Genomic DNA, 26,233 nt, shown 5'->3' with positions numbered 1-26,233 from the left:
TGTCTTACCGCACACTGCGATCGCCCCGATATTTCTATCCTCTTTACGGGTTGTAAATCCATTTCAGCTCATCCTTGATTTAATTCGTTGAGAATAACTGAATCCATACCCCTGCAGCCGATTCTCTCTTGTGATTTAACACCATGTAATGGAGAGAATTAGCGCATTTGTGAGGTAATACCATGACTCAAATTGAAAACTATCTTGCATGGGTTAAAGACGCCCATGCCATGGAAAAGCAGGCGGAGTCCATGCTTGAAAAAATGGCATCTCGTCTTGAGCATTATCCTGATCTTAAAGCCCGAATTGAACAGCATATCGAAGAAACCAGGCAACAACAGGTTCTGGTCCAGTCGGTTATCGACCGGCACGATACTTCCAGCTCAACCTTTAAGGACACCCTGGGGAAAATTTCTGCAATGGGCCAGGCTATGGGCGGAATGATGGCTGATGACGAAGTTGTCAAAGGCGCTATCAGCGGCTACGTATTTGAGAACCTTGAAATAGCCAGTTACACGTCATTGATAGCAGCAGCAGAACAAGTCGGCGATGTCGAGGGCGTACGTATTTTTGAGCAAATACGTCAGCAGGAACAGGCGATGTCCGACTGGTGCCTGACCCACCTCCCGGATGTCACCGTGCAGTTTCTTATTCGATCCGAAGCGCCCGGTGTCGAAGCCAAAAAATAATTAAACAGACCGATGGCATCGTTGCACCTTTGCAAAATGCCAATATCCCTTATTTGGAGTGAGCAATGTTCAGACATGTGAAGCAATTGCAATATACCGTACGCGTGGCAGGTCCCAACCCAGGATTGGCTAACCTTTTACTTGAACAGTTTGGCGGCCCGCAGGGCGAACTCGCTGCGGCGTGCCGTTACTTTACTCAGGGATTAGGAGATGAAGATCCGGGCCGTAAGGACATGCTGATGGATATCGCCACTGAAGAACTCAGTCACCTTGAAATCATTGGATCTCTGGTAGGAATGCTTAATAAAGGTGTCAAAGGTGAGCTGGCTGAAGGTACCGAGAAGGAGGGTGACCTTTATCGATCCATTACCGGTAACGGAAACGACAGTCACCTGACATCGCTGCTGTATGGCGGCGGCCCCGCTTTAACTAATTCGGCTGGTGTACCCTGGACTGCGGCGTACATAGACACGATCGGAGAGGTTACGGCCGACCTTCGATCGAATATTGCTGCTGAGGCGAGGGCAAAAATACTCTATGAACGCCTGATAAATATGACAGACGATCCGGGTGTGAAAGATGCGCTGGGGTTCCTGATGACACGTGAAGTCGCGCACCAGATTTCGTTTGAAAAAGCGTTGTATTCTATCCAGAACAATTTCCCACCGGGTAAGCTGCCCCCTATTGAGAAGTATGCCAGCGTGTATTACGACATGTCTGAAGGGGGGGAGGTAAGAGGCAGCTGGAATTCTGATGAGAATTTTGATTATGTCACCAACCCGACGCCGGCAGTGGATGGCGGCGACGGAACGGCCAGCGTTCAGCTACCGGCAAAACAACAGGCGGCGCTAGATGCTCTGGCTGCACGAACGGCTTCCGACCCCGATGTAAATCCGGTAACGGGAACGGATATCGGGGCCGTCCCGCCCATTGAAAATGAAACTGTGGCGGGGCGTAAGCCAAAACGGGCGGAGTGAAAAGCCAATCAACAAGACCCGCAAGCCGGGTCTTTTTTTACAGGGATAGCAACATGTTTGGTTTTCTTTGACATCGCAACCGTTAATATCATCAGTGCCGAGGTTAAGGCTGATTTCGCCCGTCATGTTGCCGCATTGCGCAACGCCTAATGGTCCATGGTGAGAGCGTTCCTACCTCAATGCCTGTCTTCAAGTGATTGCTTACCGTGCAATTTACCCCTGTGAAGTGTAAGATAGCCCTCCTTCAGAAGTAATGACGAAACAAACACTTTTGAATATGTGTACCAGGCTTTACACCAAATCGACAAATGTGAGTTGGTTTCAAGTGCTAAGCCATTGATGTACAAACTAAATACGACTTTTGTATGTAGCCTTGCGTATGGGTTACCACTGCAATTAAGGATATTAAATGCCTGTTATTACTCTTCCTGATGGAAGTCAGCGTTCTTTTGATCACGCCGTCAGCGTGATGGACATTGCTCAGGACATCGGTCCTGGCCTCGCGAAAGCCTGTATTGCTGGCCGCGTGAATGGTGAACTGGTAGATGCGGTTGATCCGATCACCGAGGATGCCAATGTCGCTATCATTACCGCAAAAGATGAAGCCGGTCTTGAGATCATTCGTCACTCTTGTGCTCACCTGCTGGGACACGCTATCAAACAGCTGTGGCCTGACACCAAGATGGCTATTGGTCCAGTGATCGACAACGGCTTCTATTACGACGTTGATATCGACCGTACCCTGACCCAGGAAGACATTGAGCAGCTGGAAAAGCGTATGCACCAGCTGGCTGAAACAAATTACGATGTCATCAAGAAGAAAGTGAGCTGGCAGGAAGCGCGTGATGCGTTTGCTGCACGTGGCGAAACGTACAAACTGACCATTCTTGATGAAAACATCAGCCATGATGACCAGCCTGGTCTGTACCATCATGAAGAATATGTCGATATGTGCCGTGGTCCGCACGTGCCGAATATGCGTTTCTGCCACCACTTTAAGCTGCAGAAAATTTCTGGTGCTTACTGGCGTGGCGACAGCAACAACAAAATGTTGCAGCGCATATACGGCACTGCCTGGGCAGATAAAAAGCAGCTGGCTGCCTATTTACTGCGCCTGGAAGAAGCGGCCAAGCGCGATCACCGTAAAATCGGTAAGCAGCTTGACCTGTATCACATGCAGGAAGAAGCGCCGGGCATGGTGTTCTGGCACAACGACGGCTGGACCATCTTCCGCGAGCTGGAAGTCTTTGTGCGCAGCAAGCTGACTGAGTATGACTATCAGGAAGTGAAAGGCCCATTGATGATGGACCGCGTGCTGTGGGAAAAAACAGGGCATTGGGAAAACTACAAAGAAGCGATGTTCACCACCTCTTCGGAGAACCGGGAATATTGCATCAAGCCAATGAACTGCCCCGGCCACGTGCAGATTTTCAATCAGGGTCTAAAATCATACCGCGACCTGCCGTTACGTATGGCGGAGTTCGGTAGCTGTCACCGTAACGAGCCATCAGGCGCGTTGCACGGTCTGATGCGTGTGCGTGGCTTTACTCAGGATGATGCCCATATCTTCTGTACAGAAGAGCAGGTGCGTACTGAGGTAAATAGCTGCATACGCATGGTGTATGACATGTACAGCACCTTCGGATTTGAAAAAATCGTGGTGAAGCTGTCTACCCGTCCGGTAAAACGCATCGGTACTGAAGAACAGTGGGATCGCGCCGAGGCCGATCTGGCTGCCGCGCTGAAAGAGAACGACATCCCGTTCGAATATCAGCCGGGAGAGGGCGCCTTCTACGGTCCTAAGATTGAATTTACCCTGCACGACTGCCTGGATCGCGCATGGCAGTGTGGTACCGTTCAGCTCGATTTCTCATTGCCGAGCCGTCTGAGTGCCTCATATATTGGGGAAAATAATGAGCGTCAGGTGCCGGTGATGATCCACCGTGCAATTCTGGGTTCAGTGGAGCGCTTTATCGGTATTTTGACCGAAGAGTATGCCGGGTTCTTCCCGACCTGGTTGGCTCCAGTACAAGTTGTGGTGATGAATATCACCGATGGCCAGTCCGAATATGTTGCAGAATTGACCCGAAAACTGCAGAATGCGGGCATTCGTGCAAAAGCGGACTTGAGAAACGAGAAGATTGGCTTTAAAATCCGTGAGCATACTTTACGACGTGTCCCGTATATGTTGGTCTGTGGTGATAAAGAGGTGGAATCTGGCAAAGTTGCCGTTCGCACCCGCCGTGGTAAAGACCTGGGTAGCATGGACGTAAACGAAGTGATCGCGAAGCTGCAAGATGAAATTCGCAGTCGCAATCTTCATCAATTGGAGGAATAAAGTATTAAAGGCGGAAAACGAGTTCAACCGGCGCGTCCTAATCGCATTAACAGAGAAATCCGCGCCACAGAAGTACGACTGACTGGCGTCGATGGCGAGCAGATTGGTATTGTCAGTCTGAATGAAGCTTTGGAAAAAGCTGAGGAAGCAGGTGTTGATTTAGTTGAAATCAGCCCTAACGCCGAGCCGCCCGTTTGCCGTATCATGGATTACGGCAAATTCCTTTACGAAAAAAGCAAATCTTCTAAAGAACAGAAGAAGAAGCAAAAAGTTATCCAGGTTAAGGAAATCAAATTCCGTCCTGGTACCGATGATGGCGACTATCAGGTAAAACTACGCAACCTGATTCGCTTTCTCGAAGAGGGCGACAAAGCCAAAATCACGCTGCGATTCCGTGGACGTGAGATGGCGCACCAGCAGATCGGTATGGAAGTGCTTAACCGCGTCCGTAAAGATCTGTGTGAAGACATCGATTTGGCTATCGTCGAATCCTTCCCTTCGAAGATCGAGGGTCGTCAGATGATCATGGTGCTGGCTCCGAAGAAGAAGCAGTAGGCCATAAAGTAATCGAAGTCCGGGCTTCGGCCCGGACTTTTATTCGCCTGTCTGATTCATTTTATTAACAATGCGAAGTGGATGTTTTTAAATGCCAAAGATTAAAACTGTACGTGGCGCGGCTAAGCGCTTCAAGAAGACCGCCTCTGGTGGCTTCAAGCGTAAACACGCTAACCTGCGTCATATTCTGACTAAAAAATCTACTAAGCGTAAACGTCACCTGCGCCCGAAAGGCATGGTTTCTAAAGGCGATCTGGGTCTGGTTATTGCCTGCCTGCCGTACGCATAAGTCTATTTTTTTTTAACAGAATATTAAACAGGAGAGCTAAATGGCTCGTGTAAAACGTGGTGTAGTTGCTCGCGCACGTCACAAAAAAATCTTAAAACAAGCTAAAGGCTATTACGGTGCACGTTCACGTGTTTACCGCGTTGCCTTCCAGGCTGTTATCAAAGCTGGTCAGTATGCTTACCGTGACCGTCGTCAGCGGAAGCGTCAGTTCCGTCAGCTGTGGATCGCGCGTATCAACGCAGCGGCACGCACTAACGGAATGTCTTACAGCCGTTTCATTAATGGTCTGAAAAAGGCTTCTATTGAAATCGACCGTAAGATTCTGGCTGACATCGCAGTCTTCGACAAAGTGACCTTCACGGCACTGGTTGAGAAAGCGAAAACAGCTCTGGCGTAAGTCAGGTGGAAGAGGGAGCTTGTCTCCCTCTTTTATTTTTTGTTCACTGAAGCACCACCCGTTCTTTCTGTACAAGGTATCGCAAGCATGAATGCTGCTATTTTCCGTTTCTTTTTTTACTTTAGCACCTGAATATCGGGGCTTGTGCGCAAAGAAAAGAAACGAAAAATCGCGCTTAAAGCCTCCCCAGTGGAGGCTTTTTTGTTTCTGGCGTAGCTGATAACGGACGAATGCTCGTCCACATAAAAAAACAGACCGGCCACGGCGGCTGGAAGAAGAGGAAAGCATGTCACATCTCGCAGAACTGGTGGTTAACGCGAAAGCGGCCATCGCTGATGCTCACGATGTTGCCGCGTTAGATACGGTACGCGTTGAATATCTGGGGAAAAAAGGACATCTGACGCTGCAGATGACAACATTGCGTGAACTGCCTGCGGAAGATCGCCCGGCAGCCGGTGCGGTCATCAACGAAGCCAAGCAGCAGGTTCAGGAAGCGCTGAACATGCGTAAAGACTCGCTGGAGTCGGCTGCGCTAAACGCGCGTCTGGCAGAAGAGACCATTGATGTCTCACTGCCTGGCCGTCGCATCGAGAACGGTGGCCTGCACCCGGTAACCCGTACCATCGATCGTATCGAAACCTTCTTTGGTGAACTGGGCTTTGCCGTGGAAACGGGCCCGGAAATCGAAGATGACTACCATAACTTTGATGCGCTGAATATTCCTGGCCATCACCCGGCACGTGCCGATCACGATACCTTCTGGTTTGATGCGACTCGCCTGCTGCGTACCCAGACTTCTGGCGTGCAGATCCGCACCATGAAGAACCAGCAGCCGCCAATCCGTATCATCGCCCCGGGCCGCGTCTACCGTAACGATTACGACCAGACCCACACGCCAATGTTCCATCAGATGGAAGGACTGATTGTTGATAAAAACATCAGCTTTACCAACCTGAAAGGCACGCTGCATGATTTCCTGAACAACTTCTTCGAAGAAGATTTGCAGGTTCGCTTCCGTCCTTCTTACTTCCCGTTTACTGAACCGTCTGCCGAAGTGGATGTGATGGGTAAAAACGGCAAGTGGCTGGAAGTGCTGGGCTGCGGCATGGTTCACCCTAACGTTCTGCGTAACGTCGGCATCGATCCAGAAGTTTACTCTGGCTTTGCGTTCGGGATGGGTATGGAGCGCCTGACCATGTTGCGCTATGGCGTGACCGATTTACGCGCCTTTTTCGAAAATGATTTACGTTTCCTCAAACAGTTTAAATAAGGGCGGGTCAAACCAATGAAATTCAGCGAACTCTGGTTACGTGAGTGGGTTAACCCGGCTATTGATAGTGCAGCACTGTCAGAACAGATCACCATGGCAGGTCTGGAAGTGGATGGCGTTGATGCTGTCGCCGGCGCGTTTCATGGCGTGGTGGTGGGTGAAGTGGTGGAATGTGGCCAGCACCCAAACGCAGATAAACTGCGCGTCACTAAAATTAATGTCGGCGGCGATCGCCTGCTGGATATCGTCTGTGGCGCGCCTAACTGCCGTCAGGGACTGAAAGTGGCCGTGGCGACGGTCGGTGCCGTACTGCCAGGTGATTTTAAAATTAAAGCAGCTAAGCTGCGCGGCGAACCTTCAGAAGGGATGCTGTGCTCTTTCTCTGAGCTGGGTATTTCCGACGATCACGACGGGATTATTGAGCTGCCGCTGGATGCGGCGGTTGGAACGGACATCCGTGAGTTCCTGAAGCTTGATGACAGCACCATTGAAATTAGCGTCACGCCGAACCGTGCGGACTGCCTGGGCATTATTGGTGTGGCACGTGATGTGGCCGTACTGAACAAAATGACCCTGACTGAGCCAGACTTCTCACCGGTGGCGGCAACGGTACAGGACACCTTCCCAATCCGTGTTGACGCGAAAGAAGCCTGCCCGCGTTACCTGGGCCGGGTGGTGAAAGGCATCAACGTTAAGGCGGCAACACCGCTGTGGATGAAAGAGAAGCTGCGTCGTTGTGGCATCCGCTCTATCGATCCGGTTGTCGACATCACTAACTTTGTGCTGCTTGAACTGGGCCAGCCGATGCATGCTTTCGACCTCGATCGTCTCGAAGGCGGTATCGTGGTGCGGTTGGCAGAAGAGGGTGAACTGCTGACCCTGCTGGATGGCACTGAAACCAAACTAAAAGCGAACACGCTGGTGATCGCCGATCATCAGAAAGCGTTGGCCATGGGTGGCATCTTCGGTGGTGAACACTCAGGTGTGAACGAAGAGACCCGCAATGTGCTGTTCGAGTGCGCGTTCTTTAACCCGCTCTCCATCACCGGACGTGCGCGTAGCTACGGTTTGCATACTGATGCGTCACACCGTTACGAGCGTGGCGTTGATCCGCAGCTGCAGTTTAAAGCGATGGAGCGCGCAACGCGTCTGTTGCTGGACATCTGCGGCGGCGAAGCTGGCCCGGTAATCGATGTCACCAATGAAGAGACGTTGCCAAAGCGTGCCACCATCACGCTGCGCCGTGAAAAGCTGGACCGTCTGATTGGCCACGTTGTAGCTGATGATCAAGTCAGCGACATTCTGCGTCGTCTGGGCTGTGAAGTGACCGAAGGTGAGGGTTTCTGGCAGGCGGTCGCGCCGGGCTGGCGTTTCGATATGGAAATTGAAGAAGACCTGGTCGAAGAAGTGGCTCGCGTGTATGGCTATAACAACATTCCAGACGTGCCGGTGCAGGCCGGTCTGATTATGACTAAGCACCGCGAAGCGAATCTTTCGCTCAAGCGCGTGAAATCGATGCTGGTCGATAAAGGGTATCAGGAAGCGATCACTTACAGCTTCGTCGATCCTAAGATCCAGACATTGCTGCACCCGGGCGAAGAGAATCTGGTGCTGCCAAGCCCAATCTCGGTTGAAATGTCGGCGATGCGTCTTTCGCTGTGGACGGGCCTGCTGTCTGCGGTGGTGTATAACCAGAATCGTCAACAAAGCCGTGTGCGTCTGTTTGAAAGCGGCCTGCGCTTTGTGCCTGATACTCAGGCAAACCTTGGCATTCGTCAGGATGTTATGCTGGCCGGTGTAATCAGCGGTACGCGTAATGAAGAGCATTGGGATCTGGCGCGACAGGCAGTTGACTTCTATGATTTGAAAGGTGATTTGGAGTCCGTCCTCGAACTTACCGGTAAATTGTCTGAGATTCAGTTCCGCGCGGAAGCAAATCCTGCTTTGCACCCGGGACAGAGCGCAGCAATTTATTTACGCGGCGATCGCATCGGATTTATCGGTGTGGTGCATCCAGAACTTGAACGGAAACTGGATCTTAACGGCCGTACTGTGGTGTTTGAACTGGAGTGGGACAAGGTGTCAGACCGCGTCCTGCCTGATGCTAGCGGCATTTCCCGTTTCCCGGCAAACCGTCGCGACATCGCCGTTGTCGTGGCTGAAAACGTCCCTGCAGCAGATATCATCACAGAGTGTAAGAAAGTTGGCGTAAATCAGGTAGTTGGCGTAAACTTGTTTGACGTGTACCGCGGTAAGGGCGTAAATGAAGGTTTTAAGAGCCTCGCTATCAGCCTGATTTTGCAAGATACCGCCCGGACACTCGAAGAAGATGAGATTGCCGCTACCGTTGCAAAATGCGTAGAGGCACTGAAAGAGCGATTCCAAGCATCCTTGAGGGATTGAACCTATGGCGCTTACAAAAGCTGAGATGTCTGAATACCTGTTTGAGAAGCTGGGGCTTAGCAAACGGGATGCCAAAGAGCTGGTTGAACTGTTTTTTGAAGAAGTACGTCGTGCTTTGGAAAACGGTGAACAGGTGAAACTGTCAGGATTTGGCAACTTCGACCTTCGCGACAAAAACCAACGTCCGGGACGAAACCCCAAGACTGGTGAAGATATTCCAATCACGGCGCGTCGTGTGGTTACCTTCCGTCCTGGTCAGAAGCTGAAGAGCCGGGTCGAGAACGCAACACCGAAAGAAGACTGATTTCTGCTAGTCAAAAAGGCCGCTTATGCGGCCTTTTTCATATGAAGTGAACCATGACGCTGCTTTCTGAACACATGAAAAGCGCCCGGCAGCACCAGCGGCGCTGGCTGGCAGGTTTGTTGGTCTTTAGCCTGCTGATGATAATGCTGAGTCTGTCAGCCGGCGATCGCTGGTTGATGCCTGCCGACTGGTTTACGCCGGATAATACGCTGTATGTCTGGCAACTGCGTTTGCCGAGAACGGTTGCGGTATTGCTGGTGGGCGCCTCGCTCGCCGTTGCGGGCGCGGTGATGCAGGCGCTGTTTGAAAATCCGCTGGCCGAACCCGGTCTGTTAGGCGTTTCTAATGGGGCAGGGGTGGGTCTGGTGCTGTGTATTTTTGCCGGTGCTGTCGGGCTCTGGCAAATCAGCCTGTGTGCCATCCTCGGCGCGCTGGTGGTCACGCTTATCTTACTCAGGTTTTCCCGTCAGCATCTTTCTAACAGCCGCCTGCTGCTGGCGGGCGTGGCGCTGGGGATCATCTGCAGTGCGGTGATGACCTGGGCGGTCTATTTCAGCACCGATCTCGATTTACGGCAGTTGATGTACTGGATGATGGGCGGTTTCAGTGGTGTAGACTGGCGTTATCGCTGGTTAATGCTGGCGTTGCTGCCGGTGCTGATCTGGCTCTGCTCATTATGGCGGGTGATGAACCTGATTGCGCTGGGCGAGATTTCTGCCAGGCAGTTAGGCCTGCCTTTGCTGATGTGGCGCAATCTGCTGGTGATGAGCATCGGCTGGCTAACCGGCGTCAGCGTGGCGCTGGCGGGCGCGATAGGCTTCGTCGGGCTGGTTATCCCGCACATCCTGCGCCTCAATGGCATTAACGATCATCGTATGCTATTGCCTGCCTGTGCGCTGGCTGGTGGGGCGATATTACTGGCCGCTGATGTGCTGGCCAGAGTCGCCATGTCTTCGGCAGAATTACCGATTGGGGTGGTGACGGCAACGCTCGGCGCTCCGGTCTTTATCTGGTTACTGTTACGCAACCGGCCTTAGCGGCCTCCCTTTTTCACTCTCTACTGAACAGGAACACTCGATGACTATTTTCGACACAAAACTGGAAACGCTGGATGGCGAACAGACTTCTCTGGCGAACTGGCAGGGCGACGTACTGTTAGTGGTGAACGTGGCATCCAAATGCGGGCTTACCCCTCAGTACGAGCAGTTAGAAACCTTACAGAAAAACTGGCAGGAGAAAGGCTTCTCGGTGCTGGGCTTCCCGTGCAATGCTTTCCTCGGTCAGGAACCTGGCAGCGCAGAAGAGATCAAAACTTTCTGTAGCACCACCTACGGCGTGACCTTCCCGATGTTTAGCAAAATCGAGGTCAATGGCCCGGATCGTCATCCACTGTATCAACAGCTGGTGGCGGCGCAACCTACGGCCAGCGCACCCGATAACAGTGGTTTCCTCGAGCGCATGTCCAGCAAAGGCCGTGCGCCGAAAGAGCCTGGCGACATCCTGTGGAATTTTGAGAAGTTCCTGATTGATCGCGACGGCACGGTGATTCAGCGCTTCTCGCCGGATATGGAACCCACCGATCCGCTGATTGAGAGTGCGATCAAACAGGCGTTGGCAAAATAAATGTTGTTGCAGTGTGAGGGCGTTGCCATTGCGCAGCGCCTTGCGCCATTTAATGCTGGGGTGAATGCCGGAGAGCTTATTCATCTGCTGGGGCCGAATGGCGCCGGTAAAAGCTCTCTATTGGCCTGTCTGGCCGGTATGCTGCCCGGAGACGGGACCATTTCGCTTTCGGGGAAGCCTTTGCAAGCCTGGCGTCACCGTGCTCTGGCACGAACGCGGGCGTATCTGGCACAACAGCAGGTTGCCGCTGGCCGAATGCCGGTCTGGCACTACCTCACGCTGCACAATGCGGAAACCGATGAGGCGGCATTAATCACGCTCTGCCAGACCTTCCAGCTGGTGGATAAGCTGGCAAGGCCGTTAAGTCAACTGTCGGGAGGGGAATGGCAGCGCGTTCGCCTGGCCGCGGTGTTATTTCAGATGGCCCAGCCCGACGGCAAACTTCTGCTGCTTGATGAGCCGCTGACCGGGCTGGATCTGGCTCAGCAGGCCGCGTTTGATGGCTATCTGGCCAGCTGCGTGGCGCAGGGGCTGGCGGTTATCATGAGCGGGCACGATATCAACCACAGTTTGCACCACGCTCACCGCGTCTGGTTGATGAAACAGGGGACGCTGGTTCAGCAGGGCACCGTTGATGAGGTCCTGCAACCTGAAGGGCTGAGCAAGGTCTTTGGCGTGCCGTTCCGGCGACTGAGTGTGGAAAATCATGAATTCCTCACCACATTCCTCTGATTAGCCGGACATTGTTGTCTGAAAACCCCGTTTGCAGGTAGAGTAAGTCGTCATCTCAGAAGGATCTCCGTTATGCGCTACTGGCTGTTGCTGATCGTCGTTATTCTTGCGGGCTGTAGTAGCCATGCACCGCCACCCAATGGGCGTTTGTCCGATTCAATTACGGTGATTGCCCAACTGAATGAGCAGCTTAGCCAGTGGCACGGCACGCCCTATCGCTATGGTGGCATGGGAAGGGGTGGCGTTGACTGCTCGGGCTTTGTCTATCTGACCTTCCGCGATCGTTTCGATCTGCAACTTCCCCGCACGACGGTGGCACAAACCGATATAGGCACCCGCATTCGCAAAGAGGAATTGCTGCCAGGCGATCTGGTATTTTTTAAAACGGGCAGTGGCGAAAATGGTCTGCATGTTGGGATCTACGATACCGACGATCAATTTATTCATGCTTCAACCAGCCAGGGGGTGATTCGTTCTTCTTTAAATAACGTTTACTGGAAAAAAGTGTTCTGGCAGGCAAGACGAATTTGATCTGCCTTATATTTAGCGTGCTAAGCAATTACAGATAAAGCGCATTTATTCGTCATTTGATTTATGGGATGATATTAAATAACGCATTATCCAATTGGGGTAAAATAAATCAATTTCCCTTAAGTCTCTTTTTATGTCAGCATTACGTCAAATTTTAGTAAAGAGATGTTGAAGTTAATGACAAGTTGGTGCTTAAACATCAGTGAACCGATAAACTGCTCAGCATCTTTCTTATCAATTGTGTGATAGTTTATTGTTTCGCAACGGGCCTCACCCTGTCTAATTTGCTTTTTATGCGACAACCTCACTTAATATTGGCACTGTTAATTGCCATTACCGGTGAAGCAGGGTGCACGAATTGGCACTTCATCATGGCTGAATAAAATGAAAATCCATCTGGAAGCGGATTATAAAAGTTACACAGCATTCTACCCTGTTTACAGCTTTGACGGCCACTTAATCGCTGTCGAATTGCTGACGCATTTTTCCCATACCACAGCCAATGTCGCCATGCCGCAAGAAATGTTGCTGCCGCAAATGGACAGCGAACAACGTATTCTTCTGTTGCAAAGCCAGATAGCCAGCATTGAAAAACATCATGACTTCTTTCGCCAGCAGGGCGTAAAAGTGACGCTGAAAATTGATGACATCACCTCACAGGCGATCCTTGACAGTGATTTTCTTGCGAAAAAGCTGGATGCGCTGGAATGGCTTGAGCTTGAAATTAATGAAAGCTTCCCGAATTTAAAACTGGGTAAAGACCATCCGGAATTAATGGCTTTAAGTGAGCGATTTGACTTAAGTCTGGAAAATTATGGTTCCGGTAAAGCGCCGTCGAAAGCGGTATATGACGATCTGTTCTACCGCATCAAACTCGACAAAGGCTTTATTAAACACAATATCAACAAGCTCTCTTTTAAACCATTTATAAGTACAGTGCTGGATCATATCAAACCGCACTGCCATCAGATAATCGTTCAGGGAATTGATGATTTATCCGGTTTGGAAAAGATCAGCCATTTCCAGTTTGACGGAATACAAAGTGCACTATTTTCGCCCGTCGGCGAAGACGCGCTCTCGACATTGATTCATCCTCCTAAAGAGTTGCAGGGCCTGCCGCATTAATAACCCCTTTCAGTATCCGTGTTAAGCTGCTGCGAGGCGGTTTACACTAACCGATAGTTTGCCTGCGGTCCGGTCGCGACCGTATGGGCATATCGCAAGGGGATCTCATGCAGTTTACTAACACCTGGCATCAGGAGCTTGAGGGGTTTTACACCGCGCTCACGCCCACGCCGTTAAAAAACCCACGTCTGCTTTATCACAGTGCCGGGCTTGCCGCTGAGTTGGGGCTTGATGACAGCTGGTTTGCTGCGGATAAAATCGGTATCTGGAGCGGCGAGTCTCTGCTGCCCGGCATGCAGCCTCTGGCGCAGGTTTACAGTGGCCATCAGTTTGGCGTCTGGGCCGGTCAGTTAGGCGACGGAAGAGGGATTTTGCTGGGTGAGCAACTCCTGGAGAATGGCCGTAAAATGGACTGGCACCTGAAAGGGGCGGGCTTAACGCCTTACTCGCGCATGGGTGATGGCCGGGCCGTTTTGCGTTCCTCTCTGCGCGAGTTCCTGGCCTCTGAAGCGATGTATCATCTTGGCGTGCCCACTTCCCGCGCGCTAACCGTGGTGACCAGCGATGAGCCCGTTTACCGTGAAACCACGGAGCGCGGGGCGATGTTGCTGCGCGTGGCGGAAAGCCATTTGCGTTTCGGCCACTTCGAACACTTCTTTTATAACCAGCAGCCGGAAAAAGTCCGCGAACTCGCCGATTATGCCATCCGCCATCACTGGCCACAGTGGCAGGACGAACAGGATCGCTATCGGTTGTGGTTTACTGACGTGGTCCGCAGAACCGCGCGCCTGATTGCTCACTGGCAAAGCGTGGGCTTCGCTCATGGCGTAATGAATACCGACAATATGTCGATTTTGGGCCTGACGCTGGATTACGGTCCTTACGGATTCCTTGATGACTACAAGCCTGACTTTATCTGTAATCATTCAGATTACCAGGGGCGTTATAGCTTTGAAAATCAGCCGGTGGTGGGCTTGTGGAACCTGAATCGCCTGGCACATGCGCTGTCGGGCCTGATGACCACCGAGCAACTGAAGCAGGCGCTGGCTGAATACGAGCCAGAGCTGATGCGTTGCTGGGGCCAGCAGATGCGCGCCAAACTTGGATTCACCACGCAGGGTAAGAACGACAATGATATCCTGACCGGGTTACTGGCGTTGATGACCAAAGAGGGTAGCGACTACACCTGGACCTTCCGTCAGCTCTCTGACTCGGTACAGCAGGGATCCACTTCACCGCTGCGTGACGAGTTTATCGATCGTGAGGCGTTTGACAGCTGGTACAACATCTGGCGACAGCGTGTGCTGGAAGAAGAGCGTAGCGATGAAGATCGTCAGCAGCAGATGAAGCAGGCCAATCCCGCCATCGTTTTACGTAATTACCTGGCACAGCAGGCGATCGAGCAGGCCGAAAAGGATGATATCAGCGTGCTGAGCAGATTGCATCAGGCGCTGAGCCAGTCTTATGCCGATGCGCCAGAATTTGCCGATTTGATGCAGCGTCCGCCAGACTGGGGCAAAAAACTTGAAGTAAGCTGTTCGAGCTGATTTTAACGGCGATTGCGGGGCCGACCGTGATCTTCGATGTCGACTGACAGGTGGGGAGCGCAGGTGAGCAAAGGGGATGCAGCGGGGCTGCTGCATCCCATCACTGAAGTTAACGTTTTACCCTCAGAAGCGAGCATCCACCGCCGCAGCCAGCTGCGCCAGCACGTCTTCGCTGTCTTCCCAGTTCAGACAAGGGTCGGTAATCGACTGGCCATACACCAGCGGTTTGCCGGACTCGACCTTCTGCGTACCCTCCTGCAAGAAGCTTTCAATCATCACGCCGGCAATGGCCCGTGAGCCCTCACGGATCTGCTGTGCGACCGACATTGACACCTCTTTTTGCAGGCGATGCTGCTTCAGGCAGTTGCCATGGCTAAAGTCGATCACCAGCTGCTCCGGCAGTTTGAACTCACGCAGACTGGCTGCGGCCGCTGCAATATCTTCCGCATGATAGTTCGGCTGTTTACCGCCACGCATAATGACATGGCCGGAAGGATTGCCGCTGGTCTGGTAGATGGTCATCTGACCATGCTTGTCCGGCGACAGGAACATATGGCTGGCCCTTGCGGCGCGGATCGCATCAACGGCAATTTGAATATTGCCATCGGTGCCATTTTTAAACCCGACCGGGCAGGAGAGGGCTGACGCCATTTCGCGGTGGATCTGGCTCTCAGTGGTACGGGCCCCAATGGCACCCCAGCTGATCAGGTCAGCGATAAACTGCCCAACCACCATATCCAGGAACTCGGTGGCGGTCGGCATACCTAACGCATTGATGTCCAACAGCAGTTTGCGGGCAATCTCCAGACCGTGATTCACGCGGAAACTGCCATCCAGATCCGGGTCAGAAATCAATCCTTTCCAGCCGACAACGGTACGCGGTTTCTCAAAATAGGTGCGCATAACGATTTCAAGGCGCGACTGGTGCTTCTCACGCAGTACACACAGCCTGCGGGCGTAATCGACCGCCGCTTCGGGATCGTGCAGGGAACACGGGCCAATCACCACCAGCAGACGAGGATCTTCGCCGGAGAGAATACGGGCAATACGCTTACGGGAATCGGTGACGTTGGCTGCGATGGCCGGGGTGATCGGGTGCCGTTTCGCCAGTTCATCAGGCGTAATCAGGCTCTCGATGCGCGCGGTCCGCAGTTCATCTGTTTTGTTCATAACCATCTCTAAATTTTTTTCTTCGCAGCGGCAGGAGTACCGGGAAGTGATGGCGATCACAATAAACCAACCAGCGCTGAATTCAACCGCAAACGCCCGCTAATCGGGCGTAACGCGATAAATATCACGAATTAATACATCCGGCGGGTCAGTCCCATGATGTCGAGGATCTTGGTGGCGATCTCTTCCACCGAGTAATTGGTGCTGTTGAGGTAACGAATTTGGGTGGTGCGGAACAGCGCTTCAACTTCGCCCACTTCAAGGCGACACTGACGCATCGAGGCGTAATGGGTGTTTTCCGCCCGTTCCTGACGGATGGCGGCCAGACGCTCCGGATCGATGGTCAGCCCAAAACACTTATTTTGAAAAGGCTTCAACGCAGGGGGCAACTTCAGGTTATCCATATCATCGGCGATAAAAGGATAGTTGGCGGCGCGGATACCAAACTGCATCGCCAGGTAAAGGCTGGTGGGGGTCTTACCGCAGCGCGAAACGCCCAGCAAAATCACCTGTGCATCTTCCAGCCCACGCAGGGAAATCCCGTCATCATGCGCCAGGGTATAATCTATTGCGGCAATACGGGCATCGTATTTGCCCAGGTTATTGGCCGTCAGGCCGTGAGTACGGTTGGCGACCGGCGCGGGCGCAATGCCCAACTCCTGCTGCAAAGGCGCCACCAGCGACTGGACGATGTCCTGACAGAAACCGTCGCTTTGCAGAATGATTTCCCGGACCTCCGGCGTCACGATAGAAATAAACACCAGAGGACGTACGCCGCTTTTCAGGTATAAGGCATTGATCTGCGCCTTGACCGCCTGCGCGCGCTGCACATTCTCCACAAACGGCAGAGTTACGCTGTTGATCCCGACCGGAAACTGGGACAGCACCGCATGTCCAAGCACTTCAGCCGTAATCGCTGTGCCATCTGAAATATAAAAAACACTTCTTTCGCTGTTCACGTCCATTTTATCTCCGCTCGCTGTGCATCATTTCAGACTAAATTAATCCAGCCTGTGAAAGCAAATAGTGATGTTGCCTGCAAAATAAAATAAACGCTCCATAAGTTAATGATATGAACTTTTTATTTTTATAAACTGAGATTAAGGTGAAAAAAAGTCCATTTATGAAATGACGTTCCCTTTTATTATTCATAAAAATACCCCTTAGTTAAAAAAGCATTCTAATTATTCATCAAGTTTTGTTGCGCAACCCGTTTACTCTGATAAAGAGAAAAATGTGAGCAGGCGCCTGAAAGATAAAGACTTATCTTATTCCCTCCGTTGCGCAACGTCGCAAAACAGCGCGGAGTTTTCTTAAAATGACATTTTTAATCCGCTTGATCGATTCAACAGTTTCTTTCCAACACCGGAATGTGCCAGGCTCAAAACGCACTACTCTGTCCTCATATTATTCATTAATCTTAAAAGGATTGTTTCAATGTCCAATAAAGGCGAACTGCCGCTTGTGCTCTGGTATAACCAGCTTGGCATGAACGATGTTGATCGGGTGGGTGGCAAAAATGCTTCCCTGGGTGAAATGATTACTAATTTGTCCTCGCTCGGCGTTTCAGTACCGAACGGCTTTGCGACGACCTCAGATGCATTCAATCAGTTCCTCGATCAAAGCGGCGTCAATCAGCGTATCTACGATCTGCTGGATAAGACCGATATTGATGATATTGATGAACTGGGAAAAGCGGGTAAGCAAATCCGCCAGTGGATTGTCGAAACACCTTTCCAGCCCGCGCTGGAACAGGCCGTGCGTGAAGCCTACGAGCAGCTCTCCTCTGATGACGCTGAAGCCTCGTTCGCGGTGCGTTCTTCCGCTACGGCAGAAGATATGCCGGACGCCTCCTTCGCCGGCCAACAGGAAACCTTCCTCAACGTGCAGGGCTTCGATGCCGTGCTGATTGCCATTAAGCATGTTTATGCTTCCCTGTTTAACGACCGCGCCATCTCTTACCGCGTGCATCAGGGCTACGACCATCGTGGCGTGGCGCTGTCTGCCGGTGTTCAGCGTATGGTGCGTTCAGATCTGGGTTCTGCAGGCGTGATGTTCACCATTGATACCGAATCCGGTTTCGACCAGGTGGTATTTATTACGGCGGCTTATGGCCTCGGTGAAATGGTGGTGCAGGGCGCGGTTAACCCCGACGAATTCTATGTGCACAAACCGACGCTGGCTGCCGGCCGGCCGGCGATTGTCCGTCGTAACATGGGGTCCAAAAAAATTCGCATGGTTTATGCCGACTCACAAGAGCACGGTGAGCAGGTGCGGATTGAAGATGTGCCTGAAGAAGAGCGCGATCGCTTCAGCCTGACCAGCGAAGAGATTGAAGCCTTAGCCACCCAGGCGATGCTGATCGAGAAGCACTATCAGCGTCCGATGGACATTGAGTGGGCGAAGGATGGCCATACCGGTAAACTGTTTATCGTACAGGCACGTCCGGAAACCGTCCGTTCCAACGGTCAGGTGATGGAGCGCTATACGCTGCAGGGCAAAGGTACGGTGGTGGTGGAAGGACGTGCAATCGGCCATCGCATCGGTGCCGGTGAAGTCAAAGTCATCCACGACATCAGCGAAATGAACCGCATTGAGAAAGGTGACGTGCTGGTTACCGACATGACCGACCCGGATTGGGAACCGATCATGAAAAAAGCCTCGGCGATTGTCACTAACCGTGGCGGACGTACCTGCCACGCGGCGATCATCGCCCGTGAGCTGGGTATTCCTGCGGTGGTCGGTTGCGGCAACGCGACGGATATTCTTAAGGATGGCCACAAGGTAACGGTTTCCTGTTCTGAAGGGGATACCGGCTACGTCTATAACGATCTGCTGGACTTTGAAGTGAAGAGTTCACAGGTTGATGAACTGCCGAAGCTGCCGCTGAAAATCATGATGAACGTCGGCAATCCCGATCGTGCCTTCGACTTTGCCTGCCTGCCGAATGAAGGCGTGGGCCTGGCGCGTCTGGAATTCATCATTAACCGCATGATCGGTGTGCACCCTAAAGCGCTGCTGGAGTTTGACCAGCAAACGCCGGAACTGCAAAAGCAAATCCGCTCGATGATGAAAGGCTTCGACGATCCGGTTGAGTTCTATATTGCGCGTCTGACCGAAGGGATCTCAACCTTGGGCGCCGCCTTCTCACCGAAGCGCGTCATCGTACGGTTGTCCGATTTCAAAACCAACGAATACGCAAACCTGGTGGGCGGCGAGCGTTACGAGCCGGAAGAGGAAAACCCGATGCTCGGCTTCCGTGGGGCAGGTCGCTACGTAGCAGACAGCTTCCGTGACTGCTTCGCGCTGGAGTGTGCAGCCGTTAAACGTGTGCGTAACGATATGGGACTGACCAACGTTGAAATCATGGTGCCGTTCGTACGTACCGTCGCGCAGGCTAAAGCCGTTGTCGAGGAGTTAGAACGTCAGGGCCTGAAGCGCGGCGAGAATGGACTCAAGCTGATTATGATGTGCGAGATCCCGTCCAATGCGCTGCTGGCTGAACAGTTCCTGCAATACTTTGACGGCTTCTCTATTGGCTCGAATGATATGACTCAGCTGACGCTGGGACTGGACAGAGACTCCGGCGTAGTGTCTGCACTGTTTGACGAGCGTGATGAAGCGGTTAAAGCCTTGCTTTCAATGGCCATCCGCGCGGCGAAAAAAGAAGGGAAATACGTGGGTATCTGCGGACAAGGTCCATCCGATCATGAAGACTTTGCAGCGTGGCTAATGGATGAGGGAATCGACAGTTTATCTCTTAACCCAGATACGGTGGTTCAGACCTGGTTAAGCCTGGCGGAAATACCGAAAAAGTAGCAGATTTCGCTGTAATAACCCCGAAGGCCAGTTTATCTGGCCTTTTTGCTTTTCTACAGGCAAAAAAAAGCCCATCACATGGGATGGGCAAAGACTACACACAGCAATTCTTTAGTTTACTCAGGGGAAAAAGGTTGTTTAGAAATCAGCGGTTTGATCATAAACATGTCATTCATACTATTCAGCCGGGCAGGGGGAGTCATTAAGAATCCTCTTATTAGTTTAAAACCCATAACCTTTTGTGACAGATCCCGGGTGACATCGTCTGGGAAACTGTATATCTGGTAATCAATTACCAGGTGTTATCAGCTAAAAGGGTGAAAAATGCGCTTTTCTGGTAAAAAACCCTAATCAAAGTGAATTAAGACGTGACGCACATTTTTTTAATTACAAAAGCGGCCAGGCAAGCTGGCCGCAGAGGAGGGATTATTTTGCGGTGTGTTCGTGTTCGATCTCTGCCAGTTCTTCAACCACTTCCAGCGGGTCATCTTCCGGCGCCGGCGCTTCATGCACCCAGACCGACACCAGACGATAAGAGACGGCAAGCACCACCGGACCGATAAACAGGCCAATCATGCCAAAGGCAATCAGCCCGCCAATCACGCCAGAAAGGATAAGGATCATCGGTAAATCCGCGCCCATGCGGATAAGCATCGGTCGCAGCACGTTATCCAGCGTGCCAACCACACAACTCCAGATCAGCAGCACCGTTCCCCAGGTGGTATCACCTGTCCAGTACAGCCAGACAATCGCCGGGATTAACACCACCAGCGGACCCAGCTGGACCAGGCAGGAGAGGATCATCACTACCGTCAGCACGGTAGCATAAGGAATGCCTGATATTGCCAGACCAATACCGCCCAGCAAGCCCTGGACCAGCGCGGTAACCACCACGCCCAGCGCCACGGCGCGGATCGCCTGACCCGCCAGTAGTACCGCCGCATCGCCCCGGCGCGAGGCCAGGCGGAAGGCGAAATGACGGATGCCATGACCGACCTGTTCACCCCGGGCATAGAGCAACACGCTGAACAGCAGCATCAGACCGAGGTGCATCATAAAGCGGCCAAAATGCCCGGCCTGAGCAAACAGGAAGCCACTGGTGCGGCCGATATAAGGCTGCACTTTGGTCATCAGCGCGCTGCCGCCGCCCTGCACCAGGTTGTGATACGCGGAAAACAGCTTTCTGCCCACCAGCGGAATGCTGTTCATCCAGTGCATGTCGGGGAGTTGAATGTGCCCGGCAGAGGCCCAGGCAATCACCGGCCCGCTGCTGTCAATCAGGCTGTTGACCAGCACCGATACCGGCAGCACAAACAGCAGGATCAGCAGCAGCGTCATAGCAATCACCGCCAGCGAGCGTCGGCCCCACAGCAGCCCCTGCAGTTTGATCATCAATGGCCAGGTGGCAATCACCACCATACTGGCCCAGGCAAAGCCCAGCACAAAAGGCTGAACCACCCAAAAACAGGCCACAATCATCAAAATGATAAACATCAGCGAGAAGACGATTTGCGGCAAATCCCAGCCTTTTTTTTGCACGTTCTTTATGGTTGACACGGTAACCTCAGCGAGAAAAACAGACGGGATACTCCCGGAAGACCCCTTGTCTCCCCGAACATCCCTTAGCATGATGCATTAAACGCATTTCCGACAGAAACGGCACGCGATTCTTTTCAGCTATATTGTTGAGATCGCGACAGGTCATAAAAAAATGTGATAAAAACAGAGTCAGCAATAGCAATCGTTTACCCAACATTCTGGTCACCCGATAATGATCCCACAGATTTCCCAGGCGCCAGGCCTCGTTCAACTGGTGCTGAATTTTTTGCAGGCGTTAGAGCAGCAGGGTTTTAACGGCGATACCGCCACCAGCTATGCCGACCGTCTTACCATGTCCACCGACAACAGCATCTATCAGCTCCTTCCTGATGCGGTTCTGTTCCCCCGTTCCACGGCTGATGTGGCGCTAATCGCCCGCCTGGCGGGTGAAGAACGCTTCCACAGCCTGGTGTTTACTCCCAGGGGCGGCGGAACCGGCACTAACGGGCAATCCCTGAACCAGGGGATCGTGGTCGACATGTCCCGCCATATGAACCGCATCCTTGAGATCAATGTTGAACAGGGCTGGGTAAAGGTTGAAGCTGGCGTCATTAAAGATCAGCTCAATACTTACCTGAAACCATTTGGCTATTTCTTCTCTCCTGAACTTTCTACCAGCAACCGCGCCACCCTGGGCGGGATGATCAATACCGATGCGTCGGGACAGGGATCGCTGGTGTACGGTAAAACCTCGGATCACGTGACTGGCCTGAGAGCGGTGCTACTGGGCGGCGATATCCTCGACACGCGCAGCATTCCCGTGGCGCTTGCTGAAACGTTGGCGAAAGAACAGAGCAATGAAGGCCGCATTTACCGCACCATTCTCGAACGCTGCCGCGATCGTCACCAGAACATCATTGATAAATTCCCGAAACTGAACCGTTTCCTGACCGGCTACGATTTACGTCATGTGGTCAGCGACGATCTTCAGCATGTCGACCTGACGCGGATTCTGTGTGGCGCCGAAGGCACGCTGGCCTTTATTACCGAAGCGCGGCTGGATATCACGCCGATCCCGAAAGTTCGCCGTCTGGTGAATATCAAATACGACTCGTTTGACTCTGCGCTGCGCAGTGCACCTTTTATGGTTGAAGCTAAAGCGCTGTCGGTCGAAACCGTCGATTCAAAAGTGTTGAATCTGGCGCGGGAAGATATCGTCTGGCATTCGGTTAGCGAGTTGATTACCGATGTGCCCGACCAGGAGATGCTCGGCCTGAATATTGTCGAGTTTGCCGGTGACGGTAAGGCATTGATCGACAGCCAGCTTGAGTCACTTTGTCAGCGACTGGATGGCTTGATCAGCAATCGCCAGGCGGGCGTGATTGGCTATCAGCTGTGCGACGATCTCGACGGCATTGAGCGCATCTACGCGATGCGTAAAAAAGCGGTCGGCCTGCTGGGCAATGCCAAAGGCCGCGCCAAGCCGATCCCGTTTGTGGAAGATACCTGTGTTCCGCCGCAGCATCTGGCTGACTACATCGTGGAGTTCCGTGCGCTGCTGGACGGCCATAACCTGAGTTATGGCATGTTTGGCCACGTGGATGCGGGTGTGCTGCATGTGCGTCCAGCGCTGGACATGTGTGACCCACAACAAGAGATGCTGATGAAGCAAATCTCTGATGAAGTGGTCGAGCTGACGGCTCGCTATGGCGGTCTGCTGTGGGGAGAACACGGTAAGGGCTTCCGCGCACAGTACAGCCCGGAATTCTTTGGCGAAGAGCTGTTTAACGATCTTCGCCACATAAAGGCGGTGTTCGATCCGGCTAACCGGCTCAATCCGGGTAAAATCTGTGCGCCAATAGGCGTCGACGAGCCAATGATGAGAGTAGATGCCACCAAGCGCGGCACTTACGATCGTCAAATCCCGATTACTGTCCGTAGCGACTGGCGCGGTGCCATGGAGTGTAACGGTAACGGGCTTTGCTTTAACTTTGATGTGCGCAGTCCAATGTGCCCATCGATGAAAATCACCGGCAACCGCATTCATTCTCCCAAAGGTCGCGCAACCTTGACCCGCGAATGGCTGCGGCTGCTGGCGGAGCAGGGCGTCGATCCGCTCGAGCTGGAAAAGCGTCTGCCGGAGGCCAAAGTTACCCTGCGGGGAATGATTGAGCGCACCCGCAACAGTTGGTACGCGCGCCGTGGCGAATATGACTTTTCCCATGAGGTTAAAGAAGCCATGTCAGGCTGCCTGGCCTGTAAGGCCTGTTCCACGCAGTGCCCCATCAAAATTGATGTGCCGGGCTTCCGCTCACGCTTCCTGCAGCTCTATCACACACGCTATCTGCGTCCGGCCAGTGATTATCTGGTCGGCACCGTGGAGAGCTACGCACCGCTGATGGCCAAAGCGCCGAAATTCTTTAACTTCTTCCTGCGCCAGCCGCTGGTGCGGGAGATGAGTAAACGCCATGTGGGCATGGTCGATCTGCCTTTGCTTTCCTCGCCTAACCTGAAAAAGCAGCTCGCGGGTCAGCCCGCCATCAGCACCACGCTGGAATCGCTGGAAGCGATGAGTCCGGCGGATCGCGAGCGCCATGTGCTGGTGGTACAGGATCCGTTTACCAGCTATTACGAAGCGCAGCTGGTCACAGACTTCGTCAAGCTGATCGGCAAGCTGGGCTACAAACCGGTGGTGCTGCCTTTCTCACCGAACGGAAAAGCGCAGCATGTGAAAGGTTTCCTGCAGAGTTTTGCGCGAACCGCCAGGAAAACCGCCGATTTCCTCAATCGCGTGGCAAAACTGGAGCTGCCGTTGGTCGGAGTCGATCCGGCGCTGGTGCTGTGCTATCGCGATGAGTACAACGAGATGCTGAAAGATCACCGTGGTGACTTCCACGTGCAGCTGGTGCATGAGTGGCTGCACCAGGCGCTTCCGCCTCAGGACGTTCAGCCTGGTAATCAGGAGGCCTGGTATCTGTTTGGCCACTGTACCGAAGTAACGGCATTGCCGGCATCGACGAAGCAATGGGAAGGGATATTCGCCCGTTTCGGCGCGAAGCTGGAAAACATCAGCGTCGGCTGCTGTGGCATGGCGGGAACCTACGGTCACGAAAGCAAAAACCTGGAAAACTCGCTGGGCATTTACGAGCTCTCGTGGCATCAGGCGCTGCAAAAACTGCCTCGCCAACGCTGTCTGGCCACTGGCTACTCCTGCCGCAGTCAGGTGAAGCGTGTGGAAGGCAACGGTATGCGTCATCCCTTACAGGCGTTACTGGAGTTAATCTGATGACAATCTGGAAGCGTGAATTCACCCTGGAGCAGCTTAACCAGCGCAGCCAGGGCACGCTGGTGGCGCATCTGGGCATCGTCTTCACTGCGGTGGATGAGCAGACGTTGACGGCGACAATGCCGGTGGATGCCCGCACGCGTCAGCCTTTTGGCCTGTTACACGGCGGCGCGTCCGCCGTGTTGGCAGAGACCCTGGGTTCGATGGCGGGCTATCTCTGTACCGAAGGCGATGATCGTATCGTTGGGCTGGAAATTAACGCCAATCATCTGCGCTCAGTGCGTGAAGGAGAGGTGAGGGGAGTCTGCCGCGCACTGCACCTTGGCCGTCGTCACCAGGTCTGGCAGATTGAGGTTTATGACCCGCAGCAGCGCCTGTGCTGCAGCTCCAGGCTCACTACCACGGTGATATCAGCCAGCGTAAAAGAGTGATATACTTCTGGGCCTTTAAAATCGCGCCAGGACGCCTCACAATATCCAGGATGCGTGCTTAACGAATTCGCTCTGCAGCTTGGTGGCTTTATCCCATTCGCCGCTCATTGCCAGTTGATGGCACAAGCGGGTAAGCGAATGTCGGGCTAGCTGCCAGGCTTGCATACGGAACAACCTGTCACGTTCGGCGTTTCCCAACTCCTGAACCAGGCGATGGTGTAGTTTTCCCATGGCATGCAGGTAGCTGTGGTCGTCGCCATTAAGCTGGCAAAGTTCGGCCATATCCAGGCAGGTATCATTGAATTTGCGCAGTTGTTCAAGGGTGCATTCTGGGCGGTCTACTTTGGCTTGTGCCATGTAGTAGTCGACGGTGATATCACGAACGGAATATTTGTATTCGTCAATCTTGTGTTGCAGCCAGGCACTTATCGACAGGTTCATTTTAGGGCTCACTCGGTAATGATAATCATTATCATAGAGTAACTGGTGTATAATTCAACGTCACCGTAAGAAATTTTTATCGATAAATGCGGCCTCTCAGATAAATTGGTCATAACGATAATTGGCGACGCTGAAAGAGTTAAAATGAGTATTATTCCCGTTTAGCGTTAACGCGCCTGGATTTACTGACTTGTTTTCAATGTGTTACCATTACGTTAAATCGACGCGTGACGCAGATCGCAATCCTTGTTACAGGGACTAAACTGAATAAAGAGGGCTAAAAAACCCCATTTGGCCTTAATCCCTGCAAAACAAGAGGTTGAAGCGATATTCATTATCACTAACATAGGGGCATTAGCCTTAACGGCTATCGACTCACGAGGTAATGTTATGCCATCAGCAACTACGGCTTCTTTTTCTCCCGACGACTACGTCTGGAAGGGACTGACCATCACTGACAGCGCCGCAAAACAGATCATTGTGCTGGCAGCCGATGATGCGCAAGTGAAGGGCTTAAAGCTCGGCGTGAAAACGTCTGGCTGCGCCGGTTTTGGCTACACCATGGACATGGTGAAAGAGCCTGCCGACGACGATTTGGTCTTTACCCATCAGGGCGCGCATCTGTATGTGCCTCTGCAGGCTATGCCTTTCATCGACGGTACCGAAGTAGATTTCGTTCGTGAAGGTCTGAACCAGATTTTCAAATTTAATAATCCTAAAGCTCAACACGCCTGTGGCTGTGGTGAGAGCTTTGGCGTTGAGTAAAA

The 26,233-nt window shown here is 52.6% G+C and carries 24 protein-coding genes, 1 other RNA gene and 1 other annotated feature; of the genes, 20 read left to right on the top strand and 5 right to left on the bottom strand.

Annotated features, from left to right (window positions below):
- The first annotated feature begins 182 nt into the window (after positions 1–182).
- The 16 genes from AC1UKS_RS12580 (at position 183) to AC1UKS_RS12505 (ending at position 14,780) form a co-directional block, all read left to right on the top strand.
- Positions 183–689, top strand: a complete 507-nt coding sequence (locus tag AC1UKS_RS12580) for a ferritin-like domain-containing protein (protein WP_265910267.1) — start codon at positions 183–185, stop codon at positions 687–689.
- 65 nt (positions 690–754) lie between these two features.
- Positions 755–1,666: a manganese catalase family protein gene (locus AC1UKS_RS12575; protein ID WP_265910268.1), complete on the top strand. Its 912-nt coding sequence runs from the start codon at positions 755–757 to the stop codon at positions 1,664–1,666.
- A gap of 409 nt (positions 1,667–2,075) precedes the next feature.
- A complete protein-coding gene (gene thrS / locus AC1UKS_RS12570; RefSeq protein ID WP_482433853.1) occupies positions 2,076–4,004 on the top strand; it encodes a threonine--tRNA ligase in 1,929 nt (642 codons plus the stop codon).
- Positions 4,005–4,007: 3 nt separating this feature from the next.
- Complete coding sequence (infC, locus tag AC1UKS_RS12565; protein ID WP_071822113.1) at positions 4,008–4,559, top strand: translation initiation factor IF-3; 552 nt, start codon at positions 4,008–4,010, stop codon at positions 4,557–4,559.
- A 91-nt stretch (positions 4,560–4,650) separates the two neighbouring features.
- Complete coding sequence (gene rpmI / locus AC1UKS_RS12560) at positions 4,651–4,848, top strand: 50S ribosomal protein L35 (RefSeq protein ID WP_004157374.1); 198 nt, start codon at positions 4,651–4,653, stop codon at positions 4,846–4,848.
- Between the two features lie 40 nt (positions 4,849–4,888).
- Entirely contained in the window at positions 4,889–5,245 is a 357-nt protein-coding gene (gene rplT, locus AC1UKS_RS12555) for a 50S ribosomal protein L20 (protein ID WP_013201905.1), read from the top strand.
- An 82-nt stretch (positions 5,246–5,327) separates the two neighbouring features.
- Positions 5,328–5,451: a sequence feature (Phe leader region), on the top strand.
- Positions 5,333–5,377 (top strand): pheST operon leader peptide PheM, encoded by a 45-nt coding sequence (pheM, locus tag AC1UKS_RS12550; RefSeq protein WP_001386830.1) that lies wholly within the window; start codon positions 5,333–5,335, stop codon positions 5,375–5,377. (Overlaps the previous feature by 45 nt.)
- 80 nt (positions 5,452–5,531) lie before the next feature.
- The gene (gene pheS, locus AC1UKS_RS12545) at positions 5,532–6,515 is read left to right on the top strand and encodes a phenylalanine--tRNA ligase subunit alpha (protein ID WP_053143492.1); all 984 of its coding nucleotides are present in this window, start codon (positions 5,532–5,534) and stop codon (positions 6,513–6,515) included.
- Between the two features lie 15 nt (positions 6,516–6,530).
- Positions 6,531–8,918 carry a phenylalanine--tRNA ligase subunit beta gene (pheT, locus tag AC1UKS_RS12540; RefSeq protein ID WP_482433852.1) on the top strand — a complete coding sequence of 796 codons (2,388 nt, stop codon included), beginning with the start codon at positions 6,531–6,533 and terminating at the stop codon, positions 8,916–8,918.
- Between the two features lie 4 nt (positions 8,919–8,922).
- A complete protein-coding gene (gene ihfA / locus AC1UKS_RS12535; protein WP_004157378.1) occupies positions 8,923–9,222 on the top strand; it encodes an integration host factor subunit alpha in 300 nt (99 codons plus the stop codon).
- 53 nt (positions 9,223–9,275) lie between these two features.
- Entirely contained in the window at positions 9,276–10,259 is a 984-nt protein-coding gene (btuC, locus tag AC1UKS_RS12530; RefSeq protein ID WP_410173017.1) for a vitamin B12 ABC transporter permease BtuC, read from the top strand.
- Between the two features lie 40 nt (positions 10,260–10,299).
- Positions 10,300–10,845, top strand: a complete 546-nt coding sequence (locus AC1UKS_RS12525) for a glutathione peroxidase (RefSeq protein ID WP_482433850.1) — start codon at positions 10,300–10,302, stop codon at positions 10,843–10,845.
- Positions 10,846–11,577 (top strand): vitamin B12 ABC transporter ATP-binding protein BtuD, encoded by a 732-nt coding sequence (gene btuD, locus AC1UKS_RS12520; RefSeq protein WP_482433848.1) that lies wholly within the window; start codon positions 10,846–10,848, stop codon positions 11,575–11,577.
- A gap of 72 nt (positions 11,578–11,649) precedes the next feature.
- Positions 11,650–12,108, top strand: coding sequence for an NlpC/P60 family protein (locus tag AC1UKS_RS12515; protein WP_482433846.1), 459 nt, complete (start codon positions 11,650–11,652; stop codon positions 12,106–12,108).
- A 384-nt stretch (positions 12,109–12,492) separates the two neighbouring features.
- Positions 12,493–13,233 (top strand): EAL domain-containing protein, encoded by a 741-nt coding sequence (locus AC1UKS_RS12510; RefSeq protein ID WP_482433844.1) that lies wholly within the window; start codon positions 12,493–12,495, stop codon positions 13,231–13,233.
- Positions 13,234–13,340: 107 nt separating this feature from the next.
- Entirely contained in the window at positions 13,341–14,780 is a 1,440-nt protein-coding gene (locus tag AC1UKS_RS12505) for a protein adenylyltransferase SelO (protein ID WP_482433843.1), read from the top strand.
- Between the two features lie 123 nt (positions 14,781–14,903).
- On the opposite strand, the gene AC1UKS_RS12500 is transcribed toward AC1UKS_RS12505, so the two are convergent.
- Positions 14,904–15,950: a 3-deoxy-7-phosphoheptulonate synthase gene (locus AC1UKS_RS12500; protein WP_482433841.1), complete on the bottom strand. Its 1,047-nt coding sequence runs from the start codon at positions 15,948–15,950 to the stop codon at positions 14,904–14,906.
- A 131-nt stretch (positions 15,951–16,081) separates the two neighbouring features.
- Entirely contained in the window at positions 16,082–16,915 is an 834-nt protein-coding gene (gene ppsR, locus AC1UKS_RS12495) for a posphoenolpyruvate synthetase regulatory kinase/phosphorylase PpsR (protein ID WP_013201916.1), read from the bottom strand.
- 472 nt (positions 16,916–17,387) lie between these two features.
- Here ppsR and ppsA point away from each other — a divergent pair, with 472 nt between their 5' ends.
- Positions 17,388–19,769, top strand: a complete 2,382-nt coding sequence (gene ppsA / locus AC1UKS_RS12490) for a phosphoenolpyruvate synthase (RefSeq protein ID WP_013201917.1) — start codon at positions 17,388–17,390, stop codon at positions 19,767–19,769.
- Between the two features lie 59 nt (positions 19,770–19,828).
- On the opposite strand, the gene rprA is transcribed toward ppsA, so the two are convergent.
- Positions 19,829–19,938: antisense sRNA RprA (gene rprA, locus AC1UKS_RS12485), an RNA gene on the bottom strand.
- A 257-nt stretch (positions 19,939–20,195) separates the two neighbouring features.
- Positions 20,196–21,317, bottom strand: coding sequence for an AI-2E family transporter YdiK (gene ydiK / locus AC1UKS_RS12480; RefSeq protein ID WP_151038724.1), 1,122 nt, complete (start codon positions 21,315–21,317; stop codon positions 20,196–20,198).
- Positions 21,318–21,540: 223 nt separating this feature from the next.
- Between ydiK and ydiJ the strand changes: the two genes are divergently transcribed.
- Together ydiJ and AC1UKS_RS12470 are read left to right on the top strand one after the other, a co-directional pair.
- The gene (gene ydiJ / locus AC1UKS_RS12475; protein WP_482433839.1) at positions 21,541–24,594 is read left to right on the top strand and encodes a D-2-hydroxyglutarate dehydrogenase YdiJ; all 3,054 of its coding nucleotides are present in this window, start codon (positions 21,541–21,543) and stop codon (positions 24,592–24,594) included.
- The gene (locus AC1UKS_RS12470; protein ID WP_265910279.1) at positions 24,594–25,025 is read left to right on the top strand and encodes a hotdog fold thioesterase; all 432 of its coding nucleotides are present in this window, start codon (positions 24,594–24,596) and stop codon (positions 25,023–25,025) included. The genes ydiJ and AC1UKS_RS12470 overlap by 1 nt, the downstream gene beginning before the upstream one ends.
- A 36-nt stretch (positions 25,026–25,061) precedes the next feature.
- Here AC1UKS_RS12470 and AC1UKS_RS12465 read toward each other — a convergent pair whose 3' ends face one another.
- Positions 25,062–25,466, bottom strand: coding sequence for a hypothetical protein (locus AC1UKS_RS12465; protein ID WP_013201921.1), 405 nt, complete (start codon positions 25,464–25,466; stop codon positions 25,062–25,064).
- Between the two features lie 390 nt (positions 25,467–25,856).
- Between AC1UKS_RS12465 and sufA the strand changes: the two genes are divergently transcribed.
- Complete coding sequence (gene sufA, locus AC1UKS_RS12460) at positions 25,857–26,231, top strand: Fe-S cluster assembly scaffold SufA (RefSeq protein WP_013201922.1); 375 nt, start codon at positions 25,857–25,859, stop codon at positions 26,229–26,231.
- Positions 26,232–26,233: the final 2 nt, after the last annotated feature.

This window comes from Erwinia sp. AK-PDG3-5, from assembly GCF_056821705.1.
The sequence above is the reverse complement of the archived record's forward strand: the minus strand, read 5'-3'. Positions and strand labels throughout refer to the sequence as shown.

What these genes read in the sequence shown, in the direction of transcription:
- AC1UKS_RS12580 (WP_265910267.1), top strand. Translation starts at nt 183, where the DNA reads ATGACTCAAATTGAAAACTATCTTGCATGGGTTAAAGACGCCCATGCC.
- AC1UKS_RS12575 (WP_265910268.1), top strand. Translation starts at nt 755, where the DNA reads ATGTTCAGACATGTGAAGCAATTGCAATATACCGTACGCGTGGCAGGT.
- thrS (WP_482433853.1), top strand. Translation starts at nt 2,076, where the DNA reads ATGCCTGTTATTACTCTTCCTGATGGAAGTCAGCGTTCTTTTGATCAC.
- rpmI (WP_004157374.1), top strand. Translation starts at nt 4,651, where the DNA reads ATGCCAAAGATTAAAACTGTACGTGGCGCGGCTAAGCGCTTCAAGAAG.
- rplT (WP_013201905.1), top strand. Translation starts at nt 4,889, where the DNA reads ATGGCTCGTGTAAAACGTGGTGTAGTTGCTCGCGCACGTCACAAAAAA.
- pheS (WP_053143492.1), top strand. Translation starts at nt 5,532, where the DNA reads ATGTCACATCTCGCAGAACTGGTGGTTAACGCGAAAGCGGCCATCGCT.
- pheT (WP_482433852.1), top strand. Translation starts at nt 6,531, where the DNA reads ATGAAATTCAGCGAACTCTGGTTACGTGAGTGGGTTAACCCGGCTATT.
- ihfA (WP_004157378.1), top strand. Translation starts at nt 8,923, where the DNA reads ATGGCGCTTACAAAAGCTGAGATGTCTGAATACCTGTTTGAGAAGCTG.
- btuC (WP_410173017.1), top strand. Translation starts at nt 9,276, where the DNA reads ATGACGCTGCTTTCTGAACACATGAAAAGCGCCCGGCAGCACCAGCGG.
- AC1UKS_RS12525 (WP_482433850.1), top strand. Translation starts at nt 10,300, where the DNA reads ATGACTATTTTCGACACAAAACTGGAAACGCTGGATGGCGAACAGACT.
- btuD (WP_482433848.1), top strand. Translation starts at nt 10,846, where the DNA reads ATGTTGTTGCAGTGTGAGGGCGTTGCCATTGCGCAGCGCCTTGCGCCA.
- AC1UKS_RS12515 (WP_482433846.1), top strand. Translation starts at nt 11,650, where the DNA reads ATGCGCTACTGGCTGTTGCTGATCGTCGTTATTCTTGCGGGCTGTAGT.
- AC1UKS_RS12510 (WP_482433844.1), top strand. Translation starts at nt 12,493, where the DNA reads ATGAAAATCCATCTGGAAGCGGATTATAAAAGTTACACAGCATTCTAC.
- AC1UKS_RS12505 (WP_482433843.1), top strand. Translation starts at nt 13,341, where the DNA reads ATGCAGTTTACTAACACCTGGCATCAGGAGCTTGAGGGGTTTTACACC.
- AC1UKS_RS12500 (WP_482433841.1), bottom strand. Translation starts at nt 15,950, where the DNA reads ATGAACAAAACAGATGAACTGCGGACCGCGCGCATCGAGAGCCTGATT.
- ppsR (WP_013201916.1), bottom strand. Translation starts at nt 16,915, where the DNA reads ATGGACGTGAACAGCGAAAGAAGTGTTTTTTATATTTCAGATGGCACA.
- ppsA (WP_013201917.1), top strand. Translation starts at nt 17,388, where the DNA reads ATGTCCAATAAAGGCGAACTGCCGCTTGTGCTCTGGTATAACCAGCTT.
- ydiJ (WP_482433839.1), top strand. Translation starts at nt 21,541, where the DNA reads ATGATCCCACAGATTTCCCAGGCGCCAGGCCTCGTTCAACTGGTGCTG.
- AC1UKS_RS12470 (WP_265910279.1), top strand. Translation starts at nt 24,594, where the DNA reads ATGACAATCTGGAAGCGTGAATTCACCCTGGAGCAGCTTAACCAGCGC.
- AC1UKS_RS12465 (WP_013201921.1), bottom strand. Translation starts at nt 25,466, where the DNA reads ATGAACCTGTCGATAAGTGCCTGGCTGCAACACAAGATTGACGAATAC.
- sufA (WP_013201922.1), top strand. Translation starts at nt 25,857, where the DNA reads ATGCCATCAGCAACTACGGCTTCTTTTTCTCCCGACGACTACGTCTGG.